Below are 14,942 nucleotides of genomic sequence, written 5' to 3'. Positions count from 1 at the left end.
GCTTAATGTCCCGGAGTCATCATGGACACTGAATCAGCGTTGGATTTTCTCAGAAAAAACCAGCCAATGCCGCCAACAAACACTGTGCAACAAAGCGAACTGGACAGTTATGACGAGATAAGAAAGTACTTTTGCCACAACTATGATGATCGCTGCGTCGATTTATTCATCGGATCATTCGGCGATGGTGACGGCCACGGTGTCTATCAACTGGTAGAAAACACACTCGCTTACTATGCTCCAGACATTGTGGTTCCGGCACTGTTGCGAGGGCTACAAAGCGAGCTTGAATCAGTGAGATACTGGTCAGCAGTGATTGCTGCAGGATATCAGGATCAAAGATTGCTGCAGCCATTGCTCAAGATCGCTGGTACCGGCACGTTTGACGAACGCAGTGCAGCAGCTATTGCACTATTACAGTTCAAGGATGAATCCGTGCAAAGCGCGCTGGCGGAACAACTGTCGGACGAGACTGGCAGTGAGATATTGAAGGAAATCCTGCCTGAGGATGATTAGCAACCCTCTTGCATCACAAATCATGACTGCTGATCTGCGGGCGCGTCACTCGCTTTCCCCTCTGCGATCGCCCCGACCGCAGGCCAGAACAGCCACAGCACCACGAACACAACTTCAACAATCATCCACATCACCAGGACGCGCATCGGCCACGGCGGAAGCGCGTTGAGGATTGTGTTCGATTCGGGCAATCGATTCCCGATGTACCCGTAGTTATACCCAAAGTAGATGTTGATCGGCATGATGAACGCTGCGTAACACAGCGTGAGGACTGATGCCGTGAGAAAATCAGGAAACTTCGGTCTGTACCCACCCGCAACGATGTCGTACACCGCCGACCCCACGATCTGCAGATGCCCAATCCAGAACAGGTAGTACTCCGCCGTTGCGGGGCCTTCCTGCAGCGTTGGCGAGATGAACCCCTGCGTCGAGAGCCCAACACCCCAGAAGTACAGCAGCGTGCGCGACCATCGCTTCTGCGTGATCATCGCGTATGCAGCAACCCAGACCGCGACATCGCACAGATGCAGAGGCAGACTCTTGTCCGGCTCGAACGGTTTGTTGATGAATATCCACCAGATGAGGACGTAGACCTGCGAGATCACGATCGACCAGCCCCACACGAGTCTGAATCTCGGCTCGCGCTTGCCCGTGCGCAACCTCCGACCAATCGCGCACGATGCAAGAATAAGCCCGACCGCGATCCCCGCAACGATCGCATGCTGAAGTGTGAAACTCCTGAACCCCGGCGCTTCTGTGGTAATGTTGTCCTGCATCATCGTGAGCACGTTCATGCACGTCTCCACTCTGTATCACACGCTCTCACACGCCGGTGTGCTTGCTCGATTCGTGGCGCAACTGACCACACGCAGCAGCAATATCGCGTCCGCGACTCGCGCGGATGTGCGCGTTGATACCCGCGTCGCGCAGCAACCGCTGGAACTCGCGCACGTCGTCCGTTCTTGGTCTTTTGTACGGCAAGCTGTCAACCTCGTTGTATCTGATCAGGTTCACGTTCGCGCGGAGCGTGCGTGCGACCTTCGCCAGTTCCTCAGCGTGGATCTGCTGATCGTTCACCTCGCGCAACAGAATATATTCCAGCGTGATCTCGCGCCCGGTTTTCTGGAACCATTTGTGGCACGCGGAGAGCAGTTCCGGGATCGTCGAGTGCTCAGCCCACGGGATGAGTTCACGCCGGAGTGCGTCGTTTGGCGCGTGGAGTGAGAGCGCAAGCGTTACGGGAATCTCCAGTTCATCTGCCAGTTTCTCGATCGCTCTCGGGAGTCCGACCGTTGAAATCGTGACTTTGCGAGCACCAATCCCCATGCCCCACGGTGCTGCGAGTGTGCGCACAGCATCGGTCACCGGACGGAAGTTCGCCAAGGGTTCACCCATGCCCATGAACACGATGTTGGTCAGTGGCGACACATTCCCGTACGCGTCGGGCAGGAAGTTGAGCATCCACGCCTGCTCGACAATGCGCCCGCGCGAGAGATTCCCGTCGAGTCCGCCCAACCCCGATGCACAGAACCTGCAACCAACCGGGCATCCTACCTGGCTCGATATACACGCGGTTCGCCGCTCACGAGCAGACTCGGCGCTCGTCGCGGGGATCATCACGCACTCTGTCTGGCGCGACGTGTCCGAAACAACATCATGCAAACCACTTGATTGTCCGAGTACGGGCAGTGAGCGCGAGGTCTCCGGCGCCTCCTTGTACGAGCGCCATTGCACGAGCAGCTTGCGCGTATCGTCGGATGACATCAGGTCCGCAAGAATGTCGTTTGACAGGAATGTCATCTCATCAGCCAGTGTGTCACGATCGCGCTGCGCCAGGTTGGACATCTGGTTCGGATCGATCACACCCTTTCGATAGACCCACTCGAGAATCTGCGTCGCGCGAAACGCGGGCATGCTGTGGTCCTTGCACCACGACGCGAGCGTGTCAGGTGTGTGCTCGAAGATGTGATTGACGGGATGATCCACGGGCAAGTGTAAGTGCTTTACCTTACGCGGGCTTGCTGTAGTTTGGATGCAACGGGTCAGTTTCATCCAGTGTGTGCCTGGCTCGCGACTCAAATATCGCAAGGATCGCAAGCATGACCACCACCTGCATGCCGATGAGGATCGCGCTGGTCGAGTTCGCCCGTGTCAGCAGGATGCCGCTGATCCCAGTGCAGAGTGTCAGGCAGTAGATCACCAGCACCGCGCCTCGGCGCGACAGCCCGCGACGAACCAGTCGATGCGAAAAGTGCTGGAGATCACCCACGAACGGGCTTCGACCCTGCCTGAGTCTGATGATGCACACACTCACAAAGTCGTAGAGCGGCACCGCCAGCACGACGATCGGCATCAGCACAGCATACCACGGGCTGGCAGACGTGACACCATCTTCAATCGGCGCGATGTACGTTGTCCGCGATGTCAGGAACGCGAGCAGAAACCCAAGCACAAGGCTCCCCCCATCGCCCATGAAGATCTTCGCTGGCGGAAAGTTCAGCACAAGAAATCCGAGGCACGCACCCACCATGAGCGCGAGGGTCATCGCGATAAACCACTGCCCGTTCAGGATCGCTGCAACAAGAAAGCACGATGACGCGATCGCCGCGACACCGCCGGACAAGCCGTCCATGTTGTCCATGAAGTTCATCGCGTTCGTTACGACAAGGAACCAGACCAGCGTGATCAGAATGGACAACCACATCCCACCCGCGCGCGCATCGAGCAGTGTGAGCAGTCGTGTCGAGTCATACATGCCCATGGGCGGCCAGATGAGCACGAGGGCTGCGACACCCATGGCGAATAGTTTGATCTTTGGCCCGAGGGGTTTGCGATCATCGATCAGACCAAGCACATGCAGCGATACAAGACCAAGAAGGAGTGCAGTCGCCATCGGAATCTGCTGTCGCATACCCGCAGCATGCACCGAGATCGCATCAGAAACAGCCCCCTGTGTGTCTGCGTCCGATGTTGTGTTCCACAGCAACGCAACAACAAGTCCGAAGACCATCGGAAACGCAATCCCAAGGAAGATACTAATACCACCGGTATTTGGAATCTTTCGTGAGGGTGCCTTGACCTGCCCCTCCACACCTGCTGCGTCGAGCGCTCCAGCCTTCAACCCGATCCTGCGCGCAACGATCACGCTCGGCAGAGATACCGCAAACGCAAGAACAACGAGGCCAAGACAGAGCAGGATCATGGAGTTGCAAGTGTAGAGCGATCACACACAGGACCGCTCAGCAACCTGTCGTTGCAATCACATGCACAAATCGCGCCTCCGCCCCATATGGGCGAACAGAAACTTCCACAAATACCTGTGCCTCGGCCTGCGGAGACGTTGCAGCGGGCCTGCATCGTGCTAACATCATCGCCCCAACTTGGGCCTACAGCACCGCGTTTCACCGGAAAACCCCATGGACGACGCATCAGCAACTGCAGCGGTTGCAGACCGCGATGAGCTGCGCTCGGATGAGCCTGCGCTGTCACATGGGCAGAGTGAAGTTGAAGCCGCAGAGTCGAAGGACACCGGCATGCTCCCCCCCGGCACGCCACTCGGCGTGTTGCTCATGGAGATGCTCAAGATCGCGGGACCGACCATCGCAATCATGACCAGCTACACGGTCATGCAGTTCTTCGATGGGTTGATGGTCTCGCATATCGAGCCCCCGAACCCAGCGTATCTGGCAGCGCAGGGCAACGGAGGCATGGCGGTGTGGCTGTCCATGTCGCTGATGATGGGACTCATCACCGTCATCAACACATACGTCTCGCAGAACCTCGGCGCAGGAAAGCCCGAACGCGGATCCATGTATGCGTGGACCGGTCTGTGGATGGCGCTCGGGTACTCGCTGATCGTGTTCCCGCTTGCGTTCATCCTTCCGAAAATCTTTGTGGAGATGGGGCACGAGGGACTGCTGCTGGAGAGTGAGATTGCATACTCGCGGATTCTGCTGTATGGCGCAGTGTTTACACTCGGCGGGCGCACCATCTCGCAGTTCTTCTTCGGGATTCACAAACCGGTCGTCGTGCTCATCGGCGTGCTGATCGCAAACATCACCAATGTCAATCTGAACATGCTGCTGATCTTCGGCGACACGGGGCTTGCCCAAACCGGCAACGCGTTTGTGGACTGGTACGCGGGAATTATGCAGTCGCTTGCGTCGTCTCTGGGTATTCAGGCGCAGGGCATCCAGGGCGCTGCGCTTGCGACGATCATCGGATCGTCCATCGAGTTCCTGCTCCCGCTGCTCGTCTTCCTCTCGCCGTGGATGGCAAAGAAGTATCACACGCGATCAAACTACAAGTTCAACGTCAACGCTGCAACGGACATCGTGCGCATAGGCTGGCCGGGCGGACTGATGTTTGTCTCAGAGATGCTCTGCTGGGCATATCTGATGGCATATCTGCTCGGCGCTGCAGGCAAAGCAGCGGGCGACGACCCTGACGTACACAACGCAGCGGGCTGGATCGCATTGCGTTTCATGCATATGAGCTTCATGCCAACGGTCGGGCTTTCGATCGCGGTCACAGCGATGGTCGGACGCTGCATGGGAATGAAGCGTGCCGACCTTGCTGCCCAGCGCGCATGGCTGGGGCTGAAGATCGCCATGATCTACATGGGAATATGTGCGCTGATCTTTATTTTCAAACGGCACCAACTCGTCAGCATGTTCGCACCCAAAGACATGGATCACGAGAAGGTCGTTAAGCTCATTGAGGTGGGCTCGATCGTGATGATTGCAGCTGCCATCTTCCAGTTGTTCGATGCGGTCGCGATCATCATGTCAGCTGCGCTTCGTGGGGCGGGCGACACGGTCTGGCCGGGCATGGCGACGCTACTTATTTGCTGGACGTGCATCCCGATTGGAGGCTGGGCATTTATCCGGTTTGCTCCCGATCTTGGGTCCATTGGCCCCTGGATCGCGGGCTCAACCTACATCATCTTGCTAGGCACCATCCTCCTGATCCGGTTCATCCATGGCAGATGGCGGGATATCTCGCTGGTCAAAGATAGCGACGTGGCTCAGGCGGAAAGCTGAGCACCAAAACCAAGCCGCAAACCCGGTTTGGCTCTGCAGGATTTCGCGCTAGAATCCCTGTTCCCACAATGAACCCGGTACGTGCAGCCCCATCAGGCCCCTTTCTGAAGAGAGGATTCGCTGGTGTGGGGGCATGGGGTCAGCATCGGCTCGTCAGGCGGGCCAGGAGGATCAATGTCTGAGAATCCCCTCGACATCGTGGTCGGCACGACCGACACCAGCCAGCGTGACAAGGAAGCAGCCAAGAGACACCGCGACGCCGTCACTAGAGCAGACGAATCAGGCGACACCGTTGCTGCCATCTCAGAACTCCGCAAGGCAATCTCAGCCGATCCATTCGACGACGAGATCAGGTTCGATCTGGCTGTTCGACTCGATCGTGTTGGTGAAGAGGACGAGGCGATCTCGCTCTATGAGTCCATCCTTGAGCATGGCCCCGCTCCTATCAACACACTGATCAATCTCGCGGTGCTGTACGAGGACCAAGGCAACTTCCATCGAGCCGAGCGTTTGCTGAAGCAGGTGCTTGAGACCAATCCAAACGATCCGCGTGCCCGCATGTACATGAAGGACGTACAGGCAAGCAAGGACATGCTGGTTGAGGAAGAGTCGGATCGCGATCTTGCCAAACGTCGCGCTCTGTACGATATTCCTGTGACCGACTTTGAACTCTCTGTACGTGCCCGCACATGCCTGAAGAAGATGAACATCCGCACACTCGGTGATCTTGTGCGCACCAGTGAATCTGAGTTGATGAGCTACAAGAACTTCGGCGAATCCAGCCTCATCGAGATCAAGCGCATGCTGGCGTCAAAGAACCTCAAGCTGGGACAGGGTGCTGACGACGCGCATCGCCAGCATCGTCGTAATATTGCAGACGCACTGCGAGGTTCAGGCAAGGATGGCGTGCTGAACAAGACTGTCAGCGAACTCCAGCTCTCCGTTCGTGCCCGTAAGGCGTTGCAGCTGCTCGATATCCAGACCATTGGAGATCTGGTCAGCCGTACCGAAGCAGAACTTATGGGCGTAAAGAACTTTGGCTCAACGTCGCTGGTCGAGGTGAAGGAACGCCTGACACTGATGGGGCTTTCCCTTCGTCAACTCGACGAGTAGCCTCGGTGTCACTTGTCAAATAGATTTTGTTGCACCCGCTGTTTGCGGGTGTTTTTTATATATCTGAGGATTGGCTTTCACTGTCACCTGGGAGCACACTTCGCGTGCCTGTATCGCGATACGACTGGCGCTCCTTCATGTACTGCTCAGGACTGATGCGAAGATCGGGTAGTTCACCTCTTGTGTGTTGGTCATGCAGATGCTTCAGGAACGGCACGCACCATTGGCAGCCTGTTCCAGCACCAAAGCACTCTGAGAGCATGGATGCCACCGTTGGGTTCTGTGTTCGAAGGAACGACCGGATCTTGCGGAGCGAGACCCTGAAACACAGGCATACATGATCATCTTCGTGCATTTCATCTCTCACGTGCTGCCGGTGATTGATGCAAACCAAACATCAAAAGCTCAATGTGGATAATGTGTTTGGATTGTATTCAACTCAAGAGTTATAGGGTTATAAAAGTGTTTTTTTGTGCTTTTTCAGCGGAGTCCGGGTTGCGATGTCAGACAAGACCAGCCAAGATTCGGGCCTGTTCGCTGGGCCAACTTCAGGGGAGAAGGATAGTTGCCCAACCCGCGTACGTCGGGACATTGTGGAGGCTGAGTTTTTTGTTTGTTCAACGTGCTGTCATTGTCGCATTGTTGTGTGGAGCGTCAAACGCATCTGCGATGCTGTACATGTCACCCGGCACATTCCCGGGAGAGTCTTCAACACTGCTTGCTGAGAACGCAAGCCATATTTATGCAAGCACAATCCTGGATATCGGGTTCAAAGCCACATCGCTGAGTGTTGAGAACCACGCAGATGGCAGGAAGACCACATGGAGTTCTGATAAGAACTCGACAAAGTTCAGGCAGGCGATCTCGTCTACAGGGAACGCTCACAGCTCATTCAGCACTCCCACTTTGCAGGCATCCGCTTTCAATACCAAATATTCACACTCGCCGTCTGCATCCAAACCCGTGGTCTTCAATCACATCAAGCACACGTCGGAACCTTCGCACTCGAATCAACCTTCAAAGCACACGCCTCCAATCATTCCTCCCTTCACCCATCCACCTTTCCCTCTAACAAAACCCCATTCCTACCCACCGTATCAACCGCCCACAAAGCCTCCATTTTTCCCGCCAACGTTCCCTCCGCATCAGCCGCCTGTGACACCTCCAGTCACCCCACCACCTGAAAATGTGCCGACACCCGCTGCGAGCCTGATGGGATGCGCAGCCCTCGCAGGACTCTTTGGAAGACGCAAACGAACCTGCTGCTGAATCAGCAGCAGACCGAACATACCCTCTTTGGAATGCCGACCACTCCGGTGGCTCGGTGTTCCTGAGAGGGATTTTCTTTGATCATTGGCGGCTGGCATGCTCAAGCGGTTTTCACAACGTGTGCTCATCACCACACGGTGTCCACGGTGTGGGCGTGTCAACAGATCGCGCCAGCGACGCATGTTTTCATCCGAAACCACGATCCCTCGGCTTGTACGCGCTCGTTGTGACGCGTGTGGTCTGCGAACGAGGATGCCCACGGTTCGGCCTTCACAAACGACATCGGAATCCCGCAGACTGCAGGACAAACTCCGCGAGCCTGAATAGACATCCCTGTCTTAGATGTCTAGGTCAACAGACACAGGCGCATGGTCTGAGATCGTCAGCGACGCGTCACGGTCAACGTGCGCATCGCGCACGATCTTCGCTGCAGCGGGGTTTGCAAGGACATAGTCGATACGCCAGCCACGATCGAGTTCGCGGGCACGCCCGCGATTCGACCACCACGTGTACGGCCCATGCACCTCGCCAGCACGCTCGCGGATGATGTCAGCCCAGCCGGAGCCAACGAGTGTGTCCATCCATGCTCGTTCGTGCGGCAGGAAACCGGACGACTTCTCGTTGCTCTTTGCGTGAAAGATGTCCAGTTCGGTGCGTGCAATGTTGAAGTCACCTCCAAGAATCGTCGGGATGCGCGACTTTCGAAGCGCTTCAGCCCACGGCGCAAACTTCTTCATCCATTTCTCTTTCTCGATCTGGCGATGATCACCCGACGAGCCGGATGGAAGATACACGCTCGCGACACGAACCGGACCGACGCGCGCAATCACAAGACGGCCTTCAGGATCACCAGCAGAGGACTCGACACCGATCTTGACTTCCTTGTGTTTGTCGCGTGAGAACAGCGCAGTGCCTGCGTAGCCAGGCTTTTCAGCGGGATTCCATGCAAATGACCAACTGTCGAGACCGTTCTCGTGCCAGTTATCGGTGAGTTGATCGGGCATCGCACGAACTTCCTGCAATAGCAGCACGTCCGGATTGATCCTTGCAATCTGTGCTGCAACTCCCTTCCGAACCGCGGCACGCAACCCATTGACATTCCATGTCGTGATACGCATCTTTTATCCTTTCACATGTGCCAGTTGGATTGCAAGATCGATTGCTGCAAGCATCGAGCTCTCGTTCGCTTTTCCTCTCCCAGCGATGTCGAACGCCGTACCATGATCTGGGCTCGTGCGCACAATCGGCAGCCCGAGTGTGACATTGACCGCGTTCTCCCAGCCGAGGAGCTTGACCGGAATCAATCCCTGATCGTGGTACATCGCTACAACGACATCGAACCCGCCATTGAATGCGCGACCAAACACCGTGTCGCCGGGATGTGGGCCGCTTGCATCGATGCCTGATTCACGCGCTTGCTTGACAGCTGGCGCAATCATTGCGATATCTTCAGCACCCATCATGCCATCCTCGCCCGCGTGCGGATTCAACCCCGCAACAGCAACACGCGGCGAAGATATGCCAAGATCGATGCACAGCTGCGCTGCTCTCTCGATTGTGCGCACAATATGGTCGGTCCTGAGCATGTCAGGAACATCGCGCAACGGCACATGGATTGTCTCAAGCACGACGCGCAGCTTCGGACTGACAAACCCCATGCGTACATCGTGTGCGTTGCACTTTTCTGCGAGCAGTTCCGTGTGACCGGGATGGGACTCGAACCCAGCCATGTGCCATGCTGTCTTTGAGATCGGTGCGGTTACAACTCCAGACGGTGCGTCGTCTTTCTTGAGGCACGCGTCGATCGCTGTTTCGACGCATCGCATAGAGATGTAGCCACCCCGCTTGTTCGGCTTGCGCATATCCGCAAGCGCCAAATCGCCAAGACTCTCAACACCTGCGGGTTCGATCAGTTCAATCCGATCGTCGTGAAGCAGATTGTCAAACCCAAGCTCGGATGCAACCGCCAGCATTGTGGCACGATGGCAGTACACCTGATACCGGATATCAGCACCTGAAGCTTGCACGCGCTGTAGTGCTTTGAGCACAATCTCGGGCCCGATACTCCCAGGATCCCCCATCGTGACAGCAATCCGGTTCACACTGGTGCGGCTGCAAGAGGTTGTGATGTGGTTGCTCTTCATTAAATTAAATACAAACAAAATACAAACACGTGTGTTTTTCCTCTGACAACCCGCATTCTCTTGCGATGGGTCCGGAGGTCCAGCATTCGAGGTTCGGGGACCGATGAAAAGAGTTGGGATCGTCGTATTGTGAGGGATTCAAGGCCGATTCGGCCTGTCCGTCGCGGGTGGGACATCAAGAATGCTGGCAGAAACATGAAATGGTCCGTAACCTCTTCGGATCAAAGAGGCCTCTCGTGAGTTTGTAGGAGAGATATGGGTCGTTGTTTTTCGGCCTATCTTCGACAGATTCGCCCACGAGCGGCGTTGATAAAGGGCAGAACATCCGGCATGGCCAGCCGGCACGCATGAGCGAGGGGAGTGTTCGATGATGGGTCGACGTACGCGCGGATCGAAAGTAACGGGGCTTCTCGCCAGCGCTGCACTCGTCGGGATTACGCCGACTATCGCATTCTCACAGACTCGCGATCAGAACGACAAGCTGCTCAATACCGCCAACGGATTGCTCAATCGCAAGTTGTACAAGCTCGCGGTGCCGGAATACGAGAAGTTCCTTGAGAGCAGTTCCAATCCGGAGCAGGTCGTCACCGCTCGATACGGGCTCGGTGTGTGCTACTACCGACTGCAGCAGTACGAAGATGCTGCTGCCATGCTGGAAATGCCAGCAACTACACCAACCTTTGAGTTCGCTGGTGATGCAGAGCTCCTCCGCGGTCACAGCTTCGTGCTTCTCGGCAAGTACAAGGAAGCGGGTGACCGGTTTGCAGTGCTGATCGAGCGGTTCCCCGATCATGCGTCGCTTGATGATGCATTATCGATGCTCGCAGAATCCCGATATCGTACGAACGACCTCGACGAAGCGATCGCAGCGGCGACGCGGCTTGAGCGGGATTTCCCTGACAGCGCAAAGCGATCACGCGCAGAACTGTTTCACTCCATGGCGCTGATGGCACAGCACAAGGAATCGGAATCGCTTCCACATCTCGAAGAGGTGCTCAAGCGTGAGAATGCAGGTCCCATTGCTGATCAGGCCACATTCCTTCGCGCTCGTGCGCTGCAGGCAGTCAACCGTCCTGATGATGCAATCCGTGCGTACCGCGACGCCATTGCACGCGGTGTCGAGTCGTTCTTGCCGCAAGCAAAGCTGTCTCTATCGCAACTTCTTCATGACAAGGGGAATCTTGCGGAAGCCGAGACACTGGCGCAGGAGGTGATCGAGCAGTTCGGGTCGTCAACGGCAGCACCCGGCGCAGTCTTCATGCGAGGACGCATCCATCTCGATAACGACCGCTTCGCGCCTGCAAAGCAGGACTTTGAGCGCGTCCTGAAAACACAGGAAAAGGCACTGCACGACGACGCGATGTACTGGATTGCGAAGTGCGAGATGCGCCTTGATGAGCCGAGTCGTGCAGCCGACACGCTTGAGAAGGCGATCGAGAACTACCCTGACAGCTCGCTCAAACCCGAGATGATGTACGACCGTGCGGTTGCTCTTTCACGTGCTGGTGACGTGGACGGTGCAATCGATGCCGCTGGCGCCTATCGCCGGTCCTTCCCGGAGCATCGTCTTGTTCCGGAAGCGATGTACCTCGAAGCATCGTCCGAACTCTCACGCGAGGGATACGAGCGTGCGAAGTCGCTCGCGAGTGAGTACGCGGGCAAGTTCGCAAACCATCGGTTGATGGCAGATGTGATCGTTGTCGGTGCTGAAGCGGATTTTCTCGCGGGTCGATGGGATGATGCGATCGCGGGATATGCAAAGCTGCTGAATGAGTTCCCAAATGACGATCGGGGTGACACAGCGCATTTCCGTATTGGCATGGCGCATCATCGCCAGAATCGTGATGATCAGGCTGTGCAGGAACTCGCCCGTATTACCAGAGGCGCATCAACCAAGCCCGAGTTCCGCTCTGCTTTGCGCGCACTCGGCGACATCGCGTTTGCGCGCAGCGAGTGGCCGAACGCCGAGCGGCATTTCAAGGACTATCTCGAAGCAGATCCAAACGCGTTCGGTGCTGACGACGCGCTGCTGAAGCTCGGACTTTCGCGTGTGCGCCAGAATCGCCCTGGAGAAGCGATCCAGTGCTTTGATGCGATCATTGCAATGGATGAGAGCGTCCACACATTGCAAGCCATGTTCGAACGTGGGCAGGCGCTCATCGACATGGGCAACGACGAGCAGGCGGAAAAAGCCATGCTCGCCGTTGTTGATGCGGACGAGGGGTCGCGGTTTGCTGCGTTTGCGATGCGTCACCTCGGCTCAATCGAACAGCGCAAGGGCAACCTTGAAGCTGCAACGGAGTGGTTTGCTCGTGCAGCTGAGAACGGGCCAATTGAACTTGCCACCGAGGCGCAGCTCCAGCAAGGCGAGGCCCTCCTTGCACGAGGTGAGTTTGCGCAAGCTGCAGCAACGCTTGAACCGGTCACAAAGACGGGCGGAGCACTTGGTATTCGCGCTCGGATCAGCAGATCGATCGCACTCTCACGCTCGGGTAAATCTGAAGCTGCTGTCAACGAAGTCGATGCGCTTCTTGCAATGAACGATGCGCAGCTTGACGAGCCGACGCGCGCGAATCTCGCGTATGAGCGAGCATGGAGTCTGCGAGCGCTCAAGAAATCGGACGAGTCGGCAAGTGCGCTGCGTACATTGCTGAATGATGCCAACATCGAGCCTCGTCTGCGTGCGCACGCGCTGCTCGATCTTGCATCGATCCAGATGGATGCGAACCAGTTTGAGCAGGCGTTGCCAACGCTGAACCAGCTTGATGAGCTCATCCGCCGGGATCAGACAAAGATCCCCGAATCGGTGCGCGAGCAAGCAGCGTACCGTCGCGGCGTTACCGGGCACAAACTCGAGAAGTTTGATATCGTCGCCAACGCGCTCGACCAGTTCTGGAAGCAGTATCCGCAGAGCAAGCTCATGGCATCGGCCGAACTGCTTTGCGGCGAGGCGCTGATGCGCCTGAATCGCCACGGCGATGCCATTCCACATCTCCAACGTCTGATCAAGGACCATGGCGAGCACGAGAATGCGGCTGTTGCATACATCCGTTTGGGCGAAGCTCAGGGCGAGACCGAGCAGTGGTCCAACAGCGAAACGTCATACACCACATTTCTGAAGTTGTACCCAGACCACGAGATGTGGTTCAAAGCGCAGTTCGGGATTGGCTGGGCAAAGGAGCATCAGGGCCAGCACGAGGATGCGATCAAGGCGTATCGGCGCGTTGTTGACGGGCACGAGGGCCTCACCGCTGCTCGCGCGCAGTTCCAGATTGGCGAGTGCCTGTTCGCGATCGACAAACTCGACGAGGCAGTCACTGAGTTCATCCGTGTGGACATCCTCCATGCGTACCCGGAATGGAGCGCCGCTGCGCTATACGAAGCGGGGCGGTGCTTCGAGAAGCTGAATCGATTCGATCAGGCTCGCGAGCAGTACCAGTCTATCGTCGATCGATTCGGCGATACCGAGTGGGCGCAGCGGGCAGCGCAGAAGGTTGAGCAGTTACGGCCTCGCAACGTTCCCGGCAGAGGATAAGCAGAGACAGAGTGTGCGACGCAGCACGAGTGCGAACGCAGGAACTATCAAAGAAAACGGAGTTTGCAGATGCACATGAGCGTGCTGGCGATGATACAGGACACAGCAACCCAGCCCGGTGCTGCGCAGGCAGGCGGCGGGAATCTCATCGGTTCGGTGTGGGACTTTGCTGTCAAAGGTGGCGTGATGATGATCCCGATCGGGATCGCATCGCTCATCATGGTCACGGTGTTTATTGAGCGCCTGATTGTGCTGCGCAGATCAAAGATCATTCCCAATGGGTTTGAGGAAGGGCTTGAGAAGGCGCTCGGCAATCCACCTGGGAACGGGAAGGCTGCCGAATCATTCTGCAAGTCACACGCAAGCCCGATCGCGCGCATCATCCACTCTGGTGCTGAGCAGCTTGGCAGACCGGTCGATGTCGTAGAGAAGCACATGGCGGTCGTCGCAGAGCGCGAGGTCTCGGTCCTTCGTAAGTACCTGCGTGTGCTCTCCGTTGTTGCTGCGGTCGCGCCGTTGCTCGGACTCGTCGGCACGATCTTCGGCATGATTACCGCATTCCAGACCGTCGCGACAAACTCGGACGCGCTCGGCAAGACAGAACTCCTCGCTGAGGGTATTTACGAGGCGATGGTCACAACCGCTGCGGGCCTGCTCGTTGCGATTCCTGCGTTGATCTGCTTCCACTGGCTTTCCTCGCGGATTGAACGCCTTGTGCAGATGATGGATCAGATCGGCACGAAGTTCCTGCTCAACTACGCTATGGCTGCCTCAGGTGGCAAGGGTAAGTTGACTCTCACAGATTCACATCGCGAATCAGACAAGCCGAAACCAGAGGCAGCGCATGTCGGCGCGGGAGCGTAACACGGGATGTTGATCAAGAAAGATACATCCAGTGATTCATCGCCTTCGATCGAGCTGACACCGATCATCGATATGGTGTTCCTGCTGCTGATCTTCTTTCTGGTGGCAACAACGTTCCATCAGTCGGAACGCGAGATGCAGATCGCACTACCGATCTCCGAAGCATCAGGCCCGATCTCGCAAGCTGCACGAGAACTGATTGTAAATGTTACCAACGATGGTCGGATCATCGCAAACGGGCAGACTGTTGACGAGGATGGATTAAAATCCATCGTGACCAACGCGCTCGAACAGAATCCGGAGCAGAAGGTTGTTGTGCGTGGCGACAAGGACGCATCGTATGGCATGGTCGCCCGCGCACTGGACATATGTAAGCTGGCAGGCATTCAGGAGCCGTTTCTGGATACTGTGCCTGAAAACTGATGCAATGTGCAAATGCCCGTTGCAGGATTGTTGATT

At 56.7% G+C, this 14,942-nt stretch carries 13 protein-coding genes; 6 read left to right on the top strand and 7 right to left on the bottom strand.

Features of this window, described 5'->3' with window-relative positions:
• Nucleotides 1-21 precede the first annotated feature (21 nt).
• A complete protein-coding gene (locus H6815_08575) occupies nucleotides 22-516 on the top strand; it encodes a HEAT repeat domain-containing protein (GenBank protein MCB9860496.1) in 495 nt (164 codons plus the stop codon).
• Between the two features lie 20 nt (nucleotides 517-536).
• On the opposite strand, the gene H6815_08570 is transcribed toward H6815_08575, so the two are convergent.
• Genes H6815_08570 through H6815_08560 form a run of 3 tightly spaced genes read right to left on the bottom strand, consistent with a single transcriptional unit; the run spans nucleotide 537 to nucleotide 3,718 of the window.
• A complete protein-coding gene (locus H6815_08570; GenBank protein ID MCB9860495.1) occupies nucleotides 537-1,310 on the bottom strand; it encodes a TIGR02206 family membrane protein in 774 nt (257 codons plus the stop codon).
• Between the two features lie 28 nt (nucleotides 1,311-1,338).
• Nucleotides 1,339-2,502 (bottom strand): 23S rRNA (adenine(2503)-C(2))-methyltransferase RlmN, encoded by a 1,164-nt coding sequence (gene rlmN, locus H6815_08565; protein MCB9860494.1) that lies wholly within the window; start codon nucleotides 2,500-2,502, stop codon nucleotides 1,339-1,341.
• Between the two features lie 22 nt (nucleotides 2,503-2,524).
• Nucleotides 2,525-3,718 (bottom strand): undecaprenyl/decaprenyl-phosphate alpha-N-acetylglucosaminyl 1-phosphate transferase, encoded by a 1,194-nt coding sequence (locus tag H6815_08560; GenBank protein ID MCB9860493.1) that lies wholly within the window; start codon nucleotides 3,716-3,718, stop codon nucleotides 2,525-2,527.
• A gap of 214 nt (nucleotides 3,719-3,932) precedes the next feature.
• On the opposite strand from H6815_08560, the gene H6815_08555 reads away from it, so the two are divergent.
• Together H6815_08555 and H6815_08550 are read left to right on the top strand one after the other, a co-directional pair.
• Complete coding sequence (locus H6815_08555) at nucleotides 3,933-5,558, top strand: MATE family efflux transporter (protein ID MCB9860492.1); 1,626 nt, start codon at nucleotides 3,933-3,935, stop codon at nucleotides 5,556-5,558.
• Between the two features lie 174 nt (nucleotides 5,559-5,732).
• Nucleotides 5,733-6,671, top strand: a complete 939-nt coding sequence (locus tag H6815_08550; GenBank protein MCB9860491.1) for a tetratricopeptide repeat protein — start codon at nucleotides 5,733-5,735, stop codon at nucleotides 6,669-6,671.
• 55 nt (nucleotides 6,672-6,726) lie between these two features.
• Here the strand turns inward: H6815_08550 and H6815_08545 are convergent, their stop codons facing one another.
• The 4 genes from H6815_08545 to pdxA form a co-directional block, all read right to left on the bottom strand.
• Complete coding sequence (locus H6815_08545; GenBank protein ID MCB9860490.1) at nucleotides 6,727-7,026, bottom strand: (2Fe-2S)-binding protein; 300 nt, start codon at nucleotides 7,024-7,026, stop codon at nucleotides 6,727-6,729.
• 790 nt (nucleotides 7,027-7,816) lie between these two features.
• Nucleotides 7,817-8,038 (bottom strand): hypothetical protein, encoded by a 222-nt coding sequence (locus H6815_08540; GenBank protein MCB9860489.1) that lies wholly within the window; start codon nucleotides 8,036-8,038, stop codon nucleotides 7,817-7,819.
• Between the two features lie 240 nt (nucleotides 8,039-8,278).
• A complete protein-coding gene (xth, locus tag H6815_08535) occupies nucleotides 8,279-9,058 on the bottom strand; it encodes an exodeoxyribonuclease III (GenBank protein ID MCB9860488.1) in 780 nt (259 codons plus the stop codon).
• A gap of 3 nt (nucleotides 9,059-9,061) precedes the next feature.
• Nucleotides 9,062-10,084, bottom strand: a complete 1,023-nt coding sequence (gene pdxA, locus H6815_08530) for a 4-hydroxythreonine-4-phosphate dehydrogenase PdxA (GenBank protein MCB9860487.1) — start codon at nucleotides 10,082-10,084, stop codon at nucleotides 9,062-9,064.
• Between the two features lie 367 nt (nucleotides 10,085-10,451).
• Between pdxA and H6815_08525 the strand changes: the two genes are divergently transcribed.
• The 3 genes from H6815_08525 to H6815_08515 all read left to right on the top strand — a co-directional run bounded on the left by H6815_08525 (nucleotide 10,452) and on the right by H6815_08515 (nucleotide 14,906).
• Nucleotides 10,452-13,619, top strand: a complete 3,168-nt coding sequence (locus H6815_08525; GenBank protein ID MCB9860486.1) for a tetratricopeptide repeat protein — start codon at nucleotides 10,452-10,454, stop codon at nucleotides 13,617-13,619.
• Nucleotides 13,620-13,688: 69 nt separating this feature from the next.
• The gene (locus H6815_08520; GenBank protein ID MCB9860485.1) at nucleotides 13,689-14,483 is read left to right on the top strand and encodes a MotA/TolQ/ExbB proton channel family protein; all 795 of its coding nucleotides are present in this window, start codon (nucleotides 13,689-13,691) and stop codon (nucleotides 14,481-14,483) included.
• A gap of 6 nt (nucleotides 14,484-14,489) precedes the next feature.
• Nucleotides 14,490-14,906, top strand: a complete 417-nt coding sequence (locus H6815_08515; protein ID MCB9860484.1) for a biopolymer transporter ExbD — start codon at nucleotides 14,490-14,492, stop codon at nucleotides 14,904-14,906.
• Nucleotides 14,907-14,942 lie beyond the last annotated feature (36 nt).

The organism is Phycisphaeraceae bacterium, from assembly GCA_020639155.1.
In the GTDB taxonomy this organism is placed as follows: Bacteria; Planctomycetota; Phycisphaerae; order Phycisphaerales; family UBA1924; genus JACKHF01.
Note: the sequence above shows the minus strand (reverse complement) of the source record. Positions and strands in the feature narration are given on the sequence as shown.

Coding starts and splice junctions, on each gene's coding strand:
- H6815_08560 (MCB9860493.1), bottom strand. CDS start 3,718: ATGATCCTGCTCTGTCTTGGCCTCGTTGTTCTTGCGTTTGCGGTATCT.
- H6815_08545 (MCB9860490.1), bottom strand. CDS start 7,026: ATGCACGAAGATGATCATGTATGCCTGTGTTTCAGGGTCTCGCTCCGC.
- H6815_08520 (MCB9860485.1), top strand. CDS start 13,689: ATGCACATGAGCGTGCTGGCGATGATACAGGACACAGCAACCCAGCCC.
- H6815_08540 (MCB9860489.1), bottom strand. CDS start 8,038: ATGCCAGCCGCCAATGATCAAAGAAAATCCCTCTCAGGAACACCGAGC.
- xth (MCB9860488.1), bottom strand. CDS start 9,058: ATGCGTATCACGACATGGAATGTCAATGGGTTGCGTGCCGCGGTTCGG.
- H6815_08570 (MCB9860495.1), bottom strand. CDS start 1,310: ATGAACGTGCTCACGATGATGCAGGACAACATTACCACAGAAGCGCCG.
- H6815_08575 (MCB9860496.1), top strand. CDS start 22: ATGGACACTGAATCAGCGTTGGATTTTCTCAGAAAAAACCAGCCAATG.
- pdxA (MCB9860487.1), bottom strand. CDS start 10,084: ATGAAGAGCAACCACATCACAACCTCTTGCAGCCGCACCAGTGTGAAC.
- H6815_08555 (MCB9860492.1), top strand. CDS start 3,933: ATGGACGACGCATCAGCAACTGCAGCGGTTGCAGACCGCGATGAGCTG.
- H6815_08525 (MCB9860486.1), top strand. CDS start 10,452: ATGATGGGTCGACGTACGCGCGGATCGAAAGTAACGGGGCTTCTCGCC.
- H6815_08515 (MCB9860484.1), top strand. CDS start 14,490: ATGTTGATCAAGAAAGATACATCCAGTGATTCATCGCCTTCGATCGAG.
- H6815_08550 (MCB9860491.1), top strand. CDS start 5,733: ATGTCTGAGAATCCCCTCGACATCGTGGTCGGCACGACCGACACCAGC.